The organism is Streptomyces hirsutus (genome assembly GCF_001418415.1).
GTDB classification, from domain to species: domain Bacteria; phylum Actinomycetota; class Actinomycetes; order Streptomycetales; family Streptomycetaceae; genus Streptomyces; species Streptomyces hirsutus.
The window spans coordinates 14,219-28,991 of sequence record NZ_LIQT01000018.1 but is presented as its reverse complement, the minus strand read 5'-3'; the positions used below and the strand labels follow the sequence as shown (position 1 = coordinate 28,991).

Genomic DNA, 14,773 nt, shown 5'->3' with positions numbered 1-14,773 from the left:
CACCTCCCACCGCCCACCGCCCGCCGAACGGCGCGACACCGCGTGACCGGCAATGCGCCAAGCCGTTGGGAAGGCATGCCTGAACCAGCACACAGCGACGTGGACTACTACGACCCACCTCCCTGACGGAACCATCCTGGGAGAATGCCTTACGACGACGCCGAGTAGTTCTTCGCTCTCCTGCATGAGCGCATGACCCCGGAGAACCTTGCGATACCCATCGAGGAGCTCACCGGGCGTACCTCCTACCGACGCACATGGCAACGCCCCCGCCACCTCAGACCGCGTTTGAGATCTCGTCGTAGGACAATCAGGCGGTGACGCGCCCCCTGAATCGTGACCGCTCCCTTGAAGAGCTTGAACGCGACCGCTGGCCGGCCCCATCAGCCGACGACACCCGCCTTGTCGCTACTGCACACGCCTTGCGGCGTCGGCCGATCGGCGAGCTGACCGTCGAGGACATGCGCTTGTTGATCGGGCAGGACATAGGCCTGCCCCACCTCCTGCCACTGGCACTGGAAGTGTTGCGGGAGAACCCGATGGCAGAGGGGCACATGTACGAAGGTGATCTGCTGTCCGCGGTCCTCACCAGGAACCCGGCGGTCTGGACCGAGTCCTCCGAACTTGGCCGAGAGCTTCGCGTGATCATCTCGAAGTTGACCGACCTGCCGCCTGACCTGCAACAGAAGGTTGAACGGTTCCTGGCTCCGTAGAGCACCGACGCAGGACGTTCCCCATGGAAGGGAAGGCCGGCGTATCTACGGAACGTCTCGCCGGAGCAAGCGCGGGCCCGGACGCGTCACCGGCCGGCCCCGGGTGAGTCGGCGGACCATGAGGCCGATCATTGCCCAGCGGATCATGGTCTCGGAGCGGGCCGGGCTGGTCTCGTAGTCACGCGCGAGGCGGCGGTGGGCGGTGAGCCACGAGAAGGTGCGCTCGATCGCCCATCTCCTGGGCTGGACCTGGAATCCGCGCTGGCCCGGGGCCTTGCGCACGATCTCCAGCTCGCGGCCGAGGATCGTGCGTGACCACTCCACGAGGCGGCCGGCGAAACCCTGGTCCGCCCAGATTTTCTGCACGTCCGGATGGTCCAGGCGGGTCCACAGCAACGAACGCTTCGCGCCGTCGCGGTCCTGGATGTTCGCCGCGACCACGTGAACCGCCAGCAGCAGGCCCAGGGTGTCCGTGACGATGAACCGCTTGCGGCCCTTCACCTTCTTGCCCGCGTCGAAGCCCCGGGTGCCGACGGGGGCCGTATCGGCCGTGCGCACGGACTGCGAGTCGATCAGCCCGGCGCTCGGTTCCGCGTTACGGCCGTCGGCCTCACGGACCCGGCCGCGCAATGTGTCGTGGACCTGCTCGACGGTGCCGTCGTCGTGCCACCAGGTGAAGTACCAGTACACGGTGGGCCAGGGCGGGAAGTCCTTCGGCAGCTGGCGCCAGGCGCACCCGGTCCGTACCACGTAGAAGATCGCGTCCACGATCCGCCGACGTGGGTGCTTCTCCCACCGCCCGCCCCTCGGCCCGACCCTCGCCGTCGGCAGTAACGGCTCTATCAGAGTGCGGAACGTGAGCTCTTGTCCGTTTCGTGATTGAGGTTGGGGAAGGATCGCTGGTCGCGGGCTGGGTGTGGTCCTCAGGCGCCGGGCCGGGTGAACAGGCCGGGTTCGGCTTCGGTGAGGATGCCCCGGCTGACCAGGCGTTTCAGTTTGGAGCGGATGCCTTCGGTGTTCTTCGGGAGGATCGGCAGGCCGAGGGCCTGGCAGAGGTCGCGGGCTCGCATCGGCCGGCCCGCGTCGGCCAGGGCGGTGAGGATCTGCGGGTAGGCGGGGTGGTCCGGGATGTCGGGACGCTCCGGCTCGGAGGTGGGTGAGGGCGCGGGGAGAGTGAGGAGGGTCTTGCGGGTGATGCGCAGGTTCTCGCTCTCCGCGTCGAACTCGCCGAGCTGCCGGGTGAGTTCTTCGATGCGGGCCCTCAACTGCTCGGCCTGGGAGGCGAGTTCGCGCTCGCGGGTCTCGATGCGCTGGTCCAGAACTCCCTCTACACCGAGGCGCTGGAACGGGGGCGGGCGGACGCCGAGAAGATCCCCGATGCGCTCGACGCGGTGCTGGCGATCGCCCGCCCGGTCGTGGAGTGCAACCGCGCCCATGTGGACAACGGCCGCACCTACCTGCGCGAGATGGTCTTCGGCGATCCCGCCGAGCCGCGCCATCGCGAGGCCCTGGAGATCACCGCGCGGACCGAGGCGGCGATCGCCGATGTACTGCACAACAAAGGCCGCGCGGGACAGGCCGATGCCGAGACGCTGGCTCGCGTCGTGTCCGCCGTCCTGTTCCTCGCCATGGCGGCCGGCCCGAACGCCACCGCGAGCACCGACGAGATCCTGCGGGACGTCCGGGCCCAGATCGGCGCCATCCTGCCCCGCTGACGCCGACAGGTACGGATACAGCCACAGCCGCAGCTACGGCAGCGGCGATGGTTACCGTGACGTCGCCGGTGCGGGCTCGGGCCCGGTCAGGGCCGCGTGCGCGGTGGCGAGGATCTCCTCCGACAGGGTTGACCCCTTGGTGGCGCGAGCCAGGACGAGCGCGCCGAACAGGGTGCACAGCCGGACGAGACCGTCCTGGTCGTCCGTGGCGAGCCACTCGGCGAAGTCGCCCACCCCTTCGGTGTAGACGCGGCGGGCCTCGCCGTCAGCGCCCTCGCGCGCCATGTCGCTGGCGAGCGCGGCGACCGGGCAGCCATCCCCCGGGTCGTCCCGGTGTGCGACGGAGAGATAGGTGTCGATCAGTGCCTGCTGGGTGGCCTCGCGCTGCCCGCCGTGACGCTCGAGCCCGGCTGTGTGGCGCCGGGCGAGTTCCGCGAAGGCGTGGGCGGTGGCCTCGTCGACGAGCGCCTCCTTGGAGGCGAACTGCTTGTAGAAGCCGCCGTGGGTCAGTCCGGCCGCCTTCATCAGGTCGGCGACGCTGACCTGCGTGCCCTGCTCCCGGAACAGCCGGGAGGCCGTCTCCACGACCCGCCTGCGGTTCTCGTCCGCCTGCGCCTGCGATACGCGGCCCATCAGCCACCTCCCGATTGGATGCCGAACTCCCGATTGGATGTCGAGGCAAATCTATCCTAGACTGGGGGATAGATTTCAATCGTAATCTAATGTTCACGGGCCACACGGTGCCCATCACGCTGGGAGCAGACATGGAACTGAAGAACGCGGTCGCAGTGGTCACCGGCGCCAACCGGGGTCTCGGGCGGCAGCTGGCCGTCCAGCTCGTCGAGCAGGGCGCGAAGGTCTACGCGGCGGCCCGCCGCCCCGAGTCGATCGACCTGCCGGGCGTCACGCCGCTGCACCTCGACGTGACGGACGAGCAGTCGATCCGGGAGGCCGCCGTCACCGCATCCGATGCGACGCTGCTGATCAACAACGCGGGTATCTCCACCGGCGCCACCCTGATCGGCGGCGACCTGGACGAGGTCCGCCGGGAGATGGAGACGAACTTCTTCGGGCCGCTCGCCGCGACCCGCGCCTTCGCCCCGGTCATCGAGGGCAATGGCGGCGGCGCCGTCCTCAACGTGCTGTCCGCCCTGTCCTGGTTCCACCCGGCCGGCCTCGGCTCCTACGCGGCCTCCAAGGCCGCCGCTTGGGCGCTGAGCGACGCGACCCGTGAGGAGCTGGCACCGCGAGGGATCACCGTCTCGGCACTGCACGTCGGTTACATGGACACCGACATGGCCGCCGGCGTGCCTGCCGATCAGAAGGTCGCCGCCGCCGACGTCGCGGCCCAGGCCCTGCACGGCATCGAGACCGGCCTGCCCGAGATCCTCGCCGACGAGACCAGCCGGTACGTCAAGCAGAGCCTGTCCGCCGCACCCCAGCCGAACGCGGGCTGAGCTCAGCCTTCCACCCCGGCGCGGCCGCCTTCCCACCCCTGATGCAAGGACATTTCATGCGTTACACGACCTTCGGACACCGGACCGGACTGCGCGTCTCCGAGTACGCGCTCGGCACCGCGAACTTCGGCACCGGCTGGGGTGCCGGCGCCGAGCCGGACGAGGCACGCCGGATCTTCGACCGGTTCGCCGAGGCGGGCGGCACCTTTCTCGACAGCGCGGACGGCTACCAGTTCGGCGAGTCGGAGGAGCTGACCGGGAAGCTGATCTCCGCCGACCGCGAGCACTTCGTCCTGGCCACGAAGTTCGCCCTCGGCGCCGCCCCGCAGCCGGACATCTCCAAGACCGGCAACAGCCGTAAGAACATGGTCGCCTCGGTGGAGGCCAGCCTGAAGCGCCTGGGCACCGACTACATCGACCTGTTGTGGGTGCACTTTCCCGACGAGCTCACTCCGATGGAGGAGCTCCTGCGCGGGCTCGACGACCTGGTGAGCGCCGGCAAGATCCACCACGCCGCACTGTCCAACTTCCCCGCCTGGCGCGTCTCGCGCGCGGTGACCCTCGCCGATCTGAGGAACCAGGCCCCGATCATCGGCATCCAGCACGAGTACAGCCTCGTCGAGCGCACCGCCGACCGCGAACTCCTGCCCATGGCCGAGAGCCTCGGCCTCGGCGCCGCCCTGTGGTCCCCGCTCGGCGGCGGACTGCTCACCGGCAAGTACCGCAGCTCGGCCGAGGGGCGCCTGAGTGACCTGGGCATGGTCATCCACACCGAGAGCACCGACCAGAAGACTGCCGTCGTCGACACCGTCCTAGCGATCTCCGAGGAGACCGGCGTGACGCCCGCCCAGGTGGCGGTGGCCTGGGTGCGCGAGCGCGCCGCCCGCTCCGTGGCCACGCTCGTCCCGATCATCGGCCCGCGCAGCCTCTCCCAGCTCGACAGCTACCTCGGCGCCCTCGACGTCCAGCTGACCGACGAGCAGTACACCCGCCTGACCGAGGTCAGTGCGGTGCCGCTCGGCGTGCCCCACGAGGGGATCGCCGGCTCGCTGGGGCACCTCCAGGGCGGCGACGCGAGCCGCGTCCTTGCCCCGGCGGTGCCGGTGGCCTGAAGCGGTGCAGGTAAGGAAAGTAGCGCAATCTATTTCGTTCGGGGACAAACCCGGGACGACGACAGAACCCGGCCCCGCGCGGGCGGGAAACGGAACGGAACGGAGAAGTCGATGAAGGCCTTCATGGTCGAGAAGTACGGTGACGCCACCGGGATGCACGCCGCGGACATACCCGACCCGCAGGTGGGCGCCAACGACGTCCTGGTCAGGATCCACGCGGCGAGCGTCAACCCGCTGGACATGAAGATCCGCGACGGGTCCCTCAAGGCAATCCTGCCGTACCGGCTCCCGCTCGTCCTGGGCAACGACCTCGCCGGGGAGGTCGTCCAGGTCGGCTCGTCCGTCACCCGGTTCGCGGTGGGCGACGAGGTGTGGGCCCGCCCCGACAAGGACCGCATCGGCACCTTCGCCGAGCTCCTCGCCATCCACCAGGACGACCTGGCGGCAAAGCCCGCCACGCTCACCATGACCGAGGCCGCTTCCCTTCCCCTGGTCGCGCTGACCGCCTGGCAGGCCCTGGTCGAGCGGGCCAAGGTGCAGCCGGGCCAGAAGGTCCTCATCCACGCGGGCGCCGGGGGCCTCGGCTCCATCGCCGTCCAGCTGGCCAAGGCGCTCGGCGCACACGTGGCCTCCACCGCCAGCACCGCCAAGGTCGACCTGGTGAAGGAGCTCGGCGCGGACGAGGTCATCGACTACCGCACGCAGGACTTCTCCGAGGTGCTCGAGGGCTACGACTTCGTACTCGACTCCCTCGGCGGCGAGAACCTCGCCAAGTCCTTCGGTATCCTCAAGCCCGGCGGCCTGGCCATCAGCGTGGCCGGCCCGCCCGACGCGGACGTCGCCCGCGAGTTGGGCCTCAACCCGGTGATGCTCGCGGTCACGACCGTCCTGAGTGCCAAGTCGCGGCGCAGCGCCAAGAAGCTCGGCGTCACGTACTCCTTCCTGTTCATGAAGGCCAGCGGCGACCAGCTCCGTGAGCTCGCCTCCCTCGTCGACACAGGGAAGATCCGCCCCATTGTCGACCGCGTCTTCCCGTTCGACGAGACCCTCCAGGCCATGGAGTACGTCGAGAAGGGCCGGGCGAAGGCTGGCAAGGTCGTCGTCTCGATGACGTGAGAGTGCGGAACGTGACCTTCCGTCCGGCTTGTGATCGCTCGATGGTGTGATGTTGGGGCATCGTTGCCGGTCAGGCGTTCGGGGTTCGCTTGGGTTATGGCATGAGCATGCGCAAGCCGTACCCGAGCGATGTCACCGACGAGCAGTGGGAGCTCGTCGGCCCCGTGATCACGGCATGGAAGGCCCGGCATCCGTCGGTCAGCGGGCATCAGGGGGAGTACGCGATGCGGGAGATCGTGAACGCGATCCTCTACCAGAACCGGACGGGGTGTCAGTGGGAGTTCCTGCCGCACGACATGCCTCCGCCCGGAGCGGTGAAGTACTACTTCTACCTCTGGCGCGATGAGGGCACTGACCAGGACATTCACGACCTGCTGCGCTGGCAGCTGCGGGAGAAGCGGAAGCGATTGGCCGACCCGAGCCTGGTGGTCCTGGACACGCAGAGCGTCCACGCCGCGGTCGGCGTCCCCGCTACGACGACCGGCCGGGACGCCGCGAAACGGGTGCCGGGCAGGAAGAGATGCCTGGCCGTGGACGTATTGGGCCTCGTCATCGACTGCGTCGTCCTGCCCGCCTCCGCCCACGACAACACTGCCGGCATCGCCCTGTTGGACGGCGTCGCCGAGCAGTGCGACACGGTGACCAAAGCCCTGGTCGACCAGGGCTTCAAGAAGAAGGTCGTCGAGCACGGCCAAAACCACGGCATCGACGTCGAGATCGTCGAACGCAACCCGGACGACAGAGGGTTCGTCCCCCAGGTCAAGCGGTGGATCGTGGAGCAGACGAACGGGATCTTGATGTTCTACCGCCGTCTCGTGCGCGACTACGAACACCGTCCCGCTTCTTCCCGCTCCCGCGTCCTGTGGGCGATGACCTCCGTCATGAGCCGCCGCCTCACCGGCACCACCCTCACCTCCTGGAGGACTGCATGAGCGAGAACCCCCAGCTCAAAGTCATCCTGGAGCGCATCGAGACCCGCGAGCGCGAACTCGCCTCCCAGGCTGAGCAGTTGAGGGCCCGCATCGAAGAACTCACCCGGCAGCTCGGCGAGTTCGACGCGGAGAGCGAGAACCTGCGCATCACCCGCAAGACCCTCCTCACTCTCCCCGCGCCCTCACCCACCTCCGAGCCGGAGCGTCCCGACATCCCGGACCACCCCGCCTACCCGCAGATCCTCACCGCCCTGGCCGACGCGGGCCGGCCGATGCGAGCCCGCGACCTCTGCCAGGCCCTCGACCTGCCGATCCTCCCGAAGAACACCGAAGGCATCCGCTCCAAACTGAAACGCCTGGTCAGCCGGGGCATCCTCACCGAAGCCGAACCCGGCCTGTTCACCCGGCCCGGCGCCTGAGGACCACACCCAGCCCGCGACCAGCGATCCTTCCCCAACCTCAATCACGAAACGGACAAGAGCTCACGTTCCGCACTCTCAGAGGACGTTCGCGTCATGAATGCGCGGGTATCAGACGGTTCGCCGCTTGGCGAACTTGCCGTCATACAGGGCCTTTACCCGGATTGAGCGGTTTCTCAGACGGGCTCGGAAGTTCTCTTCAGCCGCAATTCGGTCGATAGCTCCTGTCCGGTTCGAGGATGACCTACTAGGTGCAGTTTTGCCTCGCTCGTTCGAGCGATGGCGACCCTGGAGGGCACGTGCATCACTGTCTGTATGACCCCGCAGCCCTCCCGCCTGCCCTATCCGAGCGATCTGTCCGATGCCCGCTGGGCGTTGATGGAGCCGATCTTGACCGCCTGGCGGACCGAGCGGCAGAAGACTTCCCTCAACCTCGGCGGAAAGGTCGCCGACCTGCGGGAAGTCATGAACGCGATCCTCTTCCTCAACCGGACCGGGGTGCCCTGGCGCTACCTGCCCCACGACTTCCCTCCGCACACCACCGTCTTCGGGTACTTCAGCACCTGGTCCTCCGACGGCACGATCGAGAAACTCGGCCTCCACCTGCACCGACTCGTCCGCGAACAGGAAGGACGCACTGCCGAGCCCACCGCCTGCGTCATCGACGCCCAGTCGGTGAAGACCGCACCCAGCGTGCCCCGCGATACCCAGGGCACCGACGCCGGCAAGAAGATCGTCGGCCGTAAACGCAGCATCGTCGTCGACACCCTCGGCCTGTTACTGCTGGTCACGGTGACCGCCGCCAGCATCTCGGACAACGAGGCCGGCATGCAGCTCCTGACCCGCGTCGCCACCAACCACCCCACGATCAGCAAGGCATGGGTCGACACCGGCTACAAGAAGAAGGCGATCGAGCACGGCGCCTCACTCGGCATCGATGTCGACGTCGTTCCGCGAAATGAGCAGGTCAAAGGCTTCTCCGTGGTCCCGCGGCGCTGGGTCGTGGAGCGAAGTTTCGGATGGATCATGATGCACCGCCGCCTCGCCCGCGACTACGAGGCCAAACCCGCCCACTCCGAGAGCATGATCCGCCTCGCGATGATCTCCAACCTCGCGAAACGAGCTACGGGTGAAACAGTCATAACCTGGCACAATCCATGAACTATCGCTTCTTCGATCAGGACGTCCTCTCAGAACCCACTGCTCATCCGTCAGATCCGACGGATACCCGCCCCCAGAGCCACTCACGCAAGGCTCAACGGCCCCTCCCGCCCCGGGACACGGCAGATCTCAAACGCGGTCTGACAAGCAGCTGATCACAGCCGACATCAGACAACTGACCACGGTGCGAGAGTCCGGAACAATCGGTGACGTACTCGACCACATGGCTCGGCAGCACCTTCTGTCAGTGCCCCGCAAGCTCAGCAACCTCGAACGCCGACGGAAGTCTGAATACCTCGAAGGCTACAACGCGAAACTGGCCGAATTCTCTAACGCCCTGCGGGAAGTCCCCTACACGGAAGTCATCCGCTTCATCGAGTACCGCGAGCAGCTCACCCCGTTCCACACCCAGCATGGAGTCAAGGGCGACGAGTTCGACAACGTCATCGTGATCATCGACGACGGGTCGTGGACCCAGTACAACATGGGCAAGATGCTCACCGGCCGCGACCTCGAGAAACGACTGGAGCGATCACGCAACCTCTTCTACGTCTCGTGCTCCAGAGCCCGCCGTGGCCTCGCGGTCGTCTTCCTCACCGACGTCCCCGACAAAGCCCTGCCCAACGCCTACGACTGGTTCGCGTCAGGCACCGTGCACCCTTGACCCCGAGGCAGGGCGCGAGCGCCTCGACGGTCACCCTGGACATGGGGACTCCCCAACGGGCTCCTCGCCCCGAGTCGTTGCTCCTGCTGCGATCGCCGAACTCGCTGCCCACCATGCGGGCAGGGCAGCGGAACGAGTTCGGGAATTTGGCACGCCCGCAGGTACTCGACGTGGAATCCACAACTCCGCCTCCGGAAGCTGGCGTTATGTTATGAGCGCCACCCTTTTCATTGATCACTCACTACCTTTCGTCGCCGGAGTCCTCGGCGAGATGTCCGTGGTGCCGGTACACCATTTCGTCGGGGTGGCGGGTCACCCGGGCCAGCCGCCAGGCCGCGTCGTAGGACATACGGCCGCTTTCCTGAACACGAAGCCGCAGGGCCAAAAGGCTGGTTGCCGGGTCGAGCAGCCAGCGCAGGGCGGATAGCTTCATCGGGCCGTGCCCGCCTCGGCGACGGGGCGCGGCTCTGCGCCATCATCACCGACGCTCTCGGTCGAATCAGCCGCTGACGGCTCGCCCAGTGCCGGCCAGGCGAGGGCGTCGTTCCATCCCATCTGGTCCAGGACGGTGCGGACGGTGGTGGTGAAGCGGGCGTGTTGTCCTGGGTCATTACCCAGTTTCTCCCAGACGTACAGGAGGGTGTGGGCGATGCGTTCGGCCTTGGACTGGATGTCGTCGGCCGCGCCGACGAGGGGGAGGATCTTCTCCTTGAAGAGGTCCCAGTCGAGGGATTCCAGGGCGTCCAGGTGGCGGTCGAGCCACCAGATGCGCGTGGCGTCCGGGCTGTTGAACACCGCTTGTCTGAACCGTTCTCGGCGTTCGTGTTCCTGCGCGAGCTGGAGTGTCACCTCGCGTATGGCGTCTTGGTATCTCTGGGCCCGGTTGGCGTCTTGCTCGGTGAGCAGCAGGGTGATGTGTGCCTTCAGCCAGAGGCCTGGTGTGTCCTTGGGGGTGTGCCAGTGCGCCGCGGCGAGTGTGAGGCTTTCTTGTGCGGTGGTGAGCTGTTCGGGCATGTGGTTCTGGGTGATGCCGCGGCCGAGTTCGTCCAGGGCGAGTCGTGCGGCAGCTCGGGCGGTGGCTGTGCCGCCGGCCTTAATGTTGGCGTGTGCCTGATAGGTGAGGGTGCCGCGGGCACAGAAGCGGATGCCGGGCAGGCGTGTGGGCCACTGGGCCCGGATCCGACTGCGCCGACGGTTCCACCACAGGCCGGGTCCGTCGGTGGTCAAGGGGTCGATGCCTCCTTGGAGGCCTGGTAACGGTTGGCGGCCAGCACCAGGACCTCGCGCCAGAAGGGGAGGATGGCCGCTTCTTCCGTCACCATGAGCCGGTCGAGACCGGGGCGGAGGCTGGGTGGGGCGAAGATGTCGGCGAGGACGTCCACCACGGCTTCCCGGCGGTGGGGGTCCTCTTGGAATCGCTCATGCCATCGCGACAGTTGCGTGACGACCGCGTCCACGGCTTCGTCGGTGGACAGCATTTTCCGCCATGCGTGGATGATGCGCAGCCGGGCTTCGGTGTCGTGTGTGCTGTTCAGGATCAGGTCTGTTCCCTCGTCGCTGGAGACGAGGGCGAGGAAGGATCCGAGAGTCTGGCGGCGCAGGGTCTCGTCGGTGGGCCGACTTTCGGCGTCGGTGAGCCATTGGTCGACGGCCTTGCGCACATCGTCTGGTCGTTGCAGCGCGAGTTGCTGGAAGGCATTGACGACGGTTGCGGAGCCGAACGTCTTGTGGCCTGCGGCTTTGCCCAGCCGTGTCAGGGCGAGGGTCGGCTGTTGGATTCCCCAGGTGCCTGCGCAGATCTCGATGACGAGGTCGACCTTGTCGTCCGAAGGGTTTTTGGCGTCCATCCACTGGCGCAGGCGGTCCCTGACGTAGCGGCCGAACTCGGCGTCCCCGGCTGCTTTGGTGAGGGCTTCGACGGCCAGGACCCTCCGGGGGCCCTTGAGGTCGCTCGCCAGTCCGTCGAGGATGGCCCGGTCGTGGCGGTGCGCCGCCAGTTTCCACAGTGCGGTGGTGATCAGCCGGGCGTCCTCTTCCGGGACGGTCCGGTCTACGGCGATGCCGATGGCCCACCTGCGCAGGAGTTCGTGCTGGGTGGGGAACTCGTCCCACAGGTGACGCAGGATGGCGGCGGGCAGGCCTTCTTTCTGCGTGTCGTGGAAGGCCCGGTCTCCGTCGCGAGTGATCTCCGCGGCGTCCAGGCGGCTCGATGTGGTGGCGTCGGCCAGAACGTTGACAGGGTGGCGTTCGAGCCCGAGTCGAGTCAGGAGGTCATCGGCTGCCTTGATGACGGACCTGCGCTGTCCTCCGTGCAGCAGGGCGCCGGCCCAGACCGTGACCCGGGTGGACAGCAGCTGCGCGTCGCCCCCCGTCGCCCGATTCCTGCCGAGGAGTTTCTCGACTTCCCTGTGCCAGTCGCCGAACTCATCGACGATCGCCTGGATCTGCTCCGGGCCGGACGCCCGGAGCAGACGGTCGGCCAGGCGCCACGCGGCGCGCGCGGACGGGTTGGCCTTCCAGATGCCAGCGAACTCTGTCCTGTCCAACCAGGTCACACGATCGCCGCGGTAGTTCGCCCGGAATTCCGCTGTGACGAGGGCGCGCGCGTCGGGAGACTCCAGCCGGACGGTGAAGGGCAGCGTTGGTTCGGCCCAGTGGCCGTACCAGTCGGCGGGCGTGGCCAGGATGACGAGGAAGGAGTTGTTCTTGCGCAGCTCCGCCCCGTAGCTGACCAGGTCGGTGCCCAGCCGCTCGCCAGGTTGCTCCGCGAGGTCGGAGAGATCGAGGATGCATCCCATCCCCGCCTCTTTCGGCAGCGGGCGGACCGAGGGCTTGGACCATTCCGGGTCGAGGTCGAAGAGGGCCGGCGGAGGGCTGGTCACGGTACGCAGCAGGCGTATGGCAGCCGTGCGCCGGCCGGTGCCCTGGGCTGCGCAGAGCACGATGACTCCGTATTCGTCCAGCAGTTTGGAAGCGGCCTCCCACTGGTCTGTGTTGCGCGGCGGGACGAACCGGCCGTCCTGGCTCGCCTTGTAGTCGGCGTCGCTCTCGGTAATGGGGACGGGGATCGCCTGATCACCGTTCAGGTGCAGGTTGTAGGCCTGGATGCCGTGCTCACCGGAGTGACTGAAGCGCACGGATCTGGACTGCGGCTGGCCATTCGGCTCGCCGCCCTCTGGCGGTGAAGGGGAGCCTGCAGGCTCGTTCGGCTCGACGGGCTCCACAGGCGGTGGCTCCGCCGATGGCGACGTGGTCTCCGTGCCTTCTCGCTGGCCCTGCTCGTTGTCGATCATCACTGTCCCCGCCCGGCGCCGAAGTGGTTGTAGGCCTGGATGCCGTGCTCGCCCGTGTGACTGAAGCTGACCGTGCCCGGGGCCGTGGAAGCCCGCTGAGGGGATGCTCCGGGCGCAGGAGCCGGCTGCTCAGTGGCCGCATCCGTGGTGTCGAGGGGTTCGAAGATGTCCGGGTCCGCGAGCCGCCAGTCGAAGCCGGGGATGTGGACATACGCTGGCTGCTGGAACTTCTTCACCTTCACCAGGTGCCGCATGAACTGGTCGGGCAGGACGTCGCCGTTGACGCAGCCGCTTTCGAAAACGTCCTCGTATACGCGTTGCGAGATGATCACCGCAGTGTTGGTGATCTCCGGGTTCGCGCGGTTCAGCAGGGTGCGCAGTGCGTCGTCGTCCAGGAGCCGGTGGGTGTGCACCATCGGTACGCCCAGCCCGGTGTGCGGCAGCGGGCCGACGTGGATGCTGACCCTGAGCTGCAGGGGCGTGCTGGCGGGGCTATTTGCGCGTCGACGACCCAGAGCCTGCCTCAGGGCACCGGGGAAGCAGCCCACCAGCGCGGGCAACACCTCCGGGTCCATGCCGGCGACGTAGCTGTCTCCGGCATGCTGGCCGAACACCCGCAGCTGCCACTGAGCGCTCACGTTGCTGGCGCTGAGCGCCTCGGACAGCAACGGCAAGATGTCGGCGTTCACCTGCTGCATGCCCTTGCTGTCCAGCGCACTGAAGTTGCGGGCGTCCACCGCCAGTACGGCCCGGTAGGGCCACAACGGCTCCCAAGACGGCAACATGTGCTGCTCCTCTCGTCGGGTGTCCGCCGCGAAATCGCGGCGAACACGACCTTCGTGGAGCAGCAGAGACGAGATGGTCCAGGACTGGACGGTACGGGCGTGCGCTGAGTCACATGCTGGGTGCGTCGCCCTGGCAGCCGATGCCACCCGGCAGCTGCTTCTCGTCCCGGGCGGCTGCCCTGAGGTGGGCGACATCGTTGATGACCAGGTTCCGGCGGCCAAGTGTGAAAACACCGGCCGCCTGCAGCTGACTGAGAGCGTCAAGTGCTGATGAGCGGCTCATGGCCGCCATGGTGGCCAGCTCTGTGCGGACCATGCCCAACTCGACGACCAGGCCGTCGTCGCCGTGCGGGTGGCCGATCTCGTCTGCGAGGTGACTGACGATTCGGGCCATGCGCGCCACGCGTGGCAGGTGCGCGAGGTCCGCTCGCAGGCGTTCGTGGCTGTTGAGCCGCTCTACCGTCAGCTGGTACACCACCGTCTCCAGGCGATGGCGCTCTATGTAGCCGCGGAAGGCGTGGGCCGGCAGAACAAAGCCTGTACACGGACGGACTGCGGTGACGGTGGCCGAGCGTGGTCGCCCGAGTAAGGCGCCCATTTCCCCGAGCACTTCGCCTGGTCCGCGCAGCGTCAGCGTCAGTTCGTCCCCGCACTCATTGATCTGCGTCACCTTCACCAGGCCATCGACCAGTGCGATCACAGAGTCCGGCGACTCCCCTTCTCGCAGCAGCACGGATCCACGCCGGAACGTTCGCCGGCGCCCGCGTTCCACAAGGTCGCGCCATACATCGGCGGATACCAGGGAGCAGAAGTTCATCAGCGTCCTGCCTTCCTGGTGTGTCATCCGACCACGGTCGCGAGAGCGAAGGCGGTGCAGCCCGCAACTGCCAACGTGAGCGACCACTGCACGCGGCGGTGCTTGGTCCAGGCGATCTCGCTCATCACCACCAGTTGCCGGGACAGCGGTGGCAGCGGATCTTTGTTCCGGAGGACTTCTTCGAGCTCCGCCGGCTCCAAGTGCCGAACATGCCCGAAGTACAGGAAGTCGTCGTCACGTTCCGGCCCCCGCCGCTCCTTTCGGAGGTTCGGCGAGATGGCCCAGGCGGCGCAGCTGGCTCCGCCCACCATGAGTAAGGCGCCGCACCACAGCAACAGCCGTGATGCGCCCGAGTCGAGGTCACCCGCCGCTCGTTGGGAACTCGCAAGCAGTCCTAAGACAGCCAAGGCCGTGGATTGCATGGTCAGTGCAAACGAGGCCTTCGAATCAGCCTTGGCTGTCAAATCCGCAACAGCCGCCTGAATCCGCCACGCAGTCTCCGTCGACTCGACCGCCATCGGCCCTCCCCCTTTGTGTCAGGCAGGGCATCCACCTGCCAGCCCGGGCAGAAGCATGGACAGCGCAGGTG

General features: G+C 67.4%; 18 protein-coding genes. 9 read left to right on the top strand and 9 right to left on the bottom strand.

The features are described from left to right. The first annotated feature begins 317 nt into the window (after positions 1-317). Positions 318-713: a contact-dependent growth inhibition system immunity protein gene (locus AOK11_RS01705; protein WP_240497169.1), complete on the top strand. Its 396-nt coding sequence runs from the start codon at positions 318-320 to the stop codon at positions 711-713. Between the two features lie 45 nt (positions 714-758). Here AOK11_RS01705 and AOK11_RS01700 read toward each other — a convergent pair whose 3' ends face one another. Both AOK11_RS01700 and AOK11_RS01695 read right to left on the bottom strand, forming a co-directional pair. Then, positions 759-1,610 carry an IS5 family transposase gene (locus tag AOK11_RS01700; RefSeq protein ID WP_055591820.1) on the bottom strand — a complete coding sequence of 284 codons (852 nt, stop codon included), beginning with the start codon at positions 1,608-1,610 and terminating at the stop codon, positions 759-761. A gap of 26 nt (positions 1,611-1,636) precedes the next feature. Beyond that, on the bottom strand, positions 1,637-2,149 hold the full coding sequence (locus AOK11_RS01695; protein WP_240497168.1) for a hypothetical protein: 513 nt from the start codon (positions 2,147-2,149) through the stop codon (positions 1,637-1,639). Between AOK11_RS01695 and AOK11_RS01690 the strand changes: the two genes are divergently transcribed. Continuing rightward, entirely contained in the window at positions 2,150-2,428 is a 279-nt protein-coding gene (locus AOK11_RS01690) for a hypothetical protein (protein ID WP_055591819.1), read from the top strand. 51 nt (positions 2,429-2,479) lie between these two features. Here the strand turns inward: AOK11_RS01690 and AOK11_RS01685 are convergent, their stop codons facing one another. Continuing rightward, positions 2,480-3,061 (bottom strand): TetR/AcrR family transcriptional regulator, encoded by a 582-nt coding sequence (locus tag AOK11_RS01685; RefSeq protein WP_055591818.1) that lies wholly within the window; start codon positions 3,059-3,061, stop codon positions 2,480-2,482. 131 nt (positions 3,062-3,192) lie between these two features. Between AOK11_RS01685 and AOK11_RS01680 the strand changes: the two genes are divergently transcribed. The 7 genes from AOK11_RS01680 to AOK11_RS01650 all read left to right on the top strand — a co-directional run bounded on the left by AOK11_RS01680 (position 3,193) and on the right by AOK11_RS01650 (position 9,289). Beyond that, positions 3,193-3,885 carry an SDR family oxidoreductase gene (locus AOK11_RS01680; RefSeq protein WP_055591823.1) on the top strand — a complete coding sequence of 231 codons (693 nt, stop codon included), beginning with the start codon at positions 3,193-3,195 and terminating at the stop codon, positions 3,883-3,885. Positions 3,886-3,941: 56 nt separating this feature from the next. Continuing rightward, a complete protein-coding gene (locus AOK11_RS01675) occupies positions 3,942-4,997 on the top strand; it encodes an aldo/keto reductase (RefSeq protein WP_055591817.1) in 1,056 nt (351 codons plus the stop codon). Between the two features lie 111 nt (positions 4,998-5,108). Next, positions 5,109-6,113 carry an NADP-dependent oxidoreductase gene (locus AOK11_RS01670; protein WP_055591816.1) on the top strand — a complete coding sequence of 335 codons (1,005 nt, stop codon included), beginning with the start codon at positions 5,109-5,111 and terminating at the stop codon, positions 6,111-6,113. A 101-nt stretch (positions 6,114-6,214) separates the two neighbouring features. Beyond that, entirely contained in the window at positions 6,215-7,045 is an 831-nt protein-coding gene (locus tag AOK11_RS01665) for an IS5 family transposase (protein ID WP_055591815.1), read from the top strand. Then, a complete protein-coding gene (locus AOK11_RS01660) occupies positions 7,042-7,464 on the top strand; it encodes a hypothetical protein (RefSeq protein ID WP_055591814.1) in 423 nt (140 codons plus the stop codon). The genes AOK11_RS01665 and AOK11_RS01660 overlap by 4 nt, the downstream gene beginning before the upstream one ends. Positions 7,465-7,779: 315 nt before the next feature. Continuing rightward, a complete protein-coding gene (locus tag AOK11_RS01655; RefSeq protein ID WP_055591813.1) occupies positions 7,780-8,625 on the top strand; it encodes an IS5 family transposase in 846 nt (281 codons plus the stop codon). 247 nt (positions 8,626-8,872) lie between these two features. Then, the gene (locus AOK11_RS01650) at positions 8,873-9,289 is read left to right on the top strand and encodes a 3'-5' exonuclease (protein ID WP_157869261.1); all 417 of its coding nucleotides are present in this window, start codon (positions 8,873-8,875) and stop codon (positions 9,287-9,289) included. Positions 9,290-9,530: 241 nt separating this feature from the next. Here the strand turns inward: AOK11_RS01650 and AOK11_RS38880 are convergent, their stop codons facing one another. The 6 genes from AOK11_RS38880 to AOK11_RS01625 all read right to left on the bottom strand — a co-directional run bounded on the left by AOK11_RS38880 (position 9,531) and on the right by AOK11_RS01625 (position 14,702). Next, the gene (locus tag AOK11_RS38880; RefSeq protein ID WP_079034564.1) at positions 9,531-9,722 is read right to left on the bottom strand and encodes a hypothetical protein; all 192 of its coding nucleotides are present in this window, start codon (positions 9,720-9,722) and stop codon (positions 9,531-9,533) included. Next, a complete protein-coding gene (locus AOK11_RS41375) occupies positions 9,719-10,516 on the bottom strand; it encodes a hypothetical protein (protein WP_055591811.1) in 798 nt (265 codons plus the stop codon). The genes AOK11_RS38880 and AOK11_RS41375 overlap by 4 nt, the downstream gene beginning before the upstream one ends. Beyond that, the gene (locus AOK11_RS01640) at positions 10,513-12,426 is read right to left on the bottom strand and encodes a hypothetical protein (RefSeq protein ID WP_055591810.1); all 1,914 of its coding nucleotides are present in this window, start codon (positions 12,424-12,426) and stop codon (positions 10,513-10,515) included. Before AOK11_RS01640 ends, AOK11_RS41375 begins: the two co-directional genes overlap by 4 nt. Before the next feature lie 155 nt (positions 12,427-12,581). Continuing rightward, positions 12,582-13,367 (bottom strand): hypothetical protein, encoded by a 786-nt coding sequence (locus AOK11_RS01635; protein ID WP_157869260.1) that lies wholly within the window; start codon positions 13,365-13,367, stop codon positions 12,582-12,584. 109 nt (positions 13,368-13,476) lie between these two features. Beyond that, positions 13,477-14,211 carry a Crp/Fnr family transcriptional regulator gene (locus tag AOK11_RS01630; RefSeq protein ID WP_079034563.1) on the bottom strand — a complete coding sequence of 245 codons (735 nt, stop codon included), beginning with the start codon at positions 14,209-14,211 and terminating at the stop codon, positions 13,477-13,479. Then, a complete protein-coding gene (locus AOK11_RS01625) occupies positions 14,208-14,702 on the bottom strand; it encodes a Pycsar system effector family protein (RefSeq protein ID WP_055591807.1) in 495 nt (164 codons plus the stop codon). The genes AOK11_RS01630 and AOK11_RS01625 overlap by 4 nt, the downstream gene beginning before the upstream one ends. Positions 14,703-14,773: the final 71 nt, after the last annotated feature.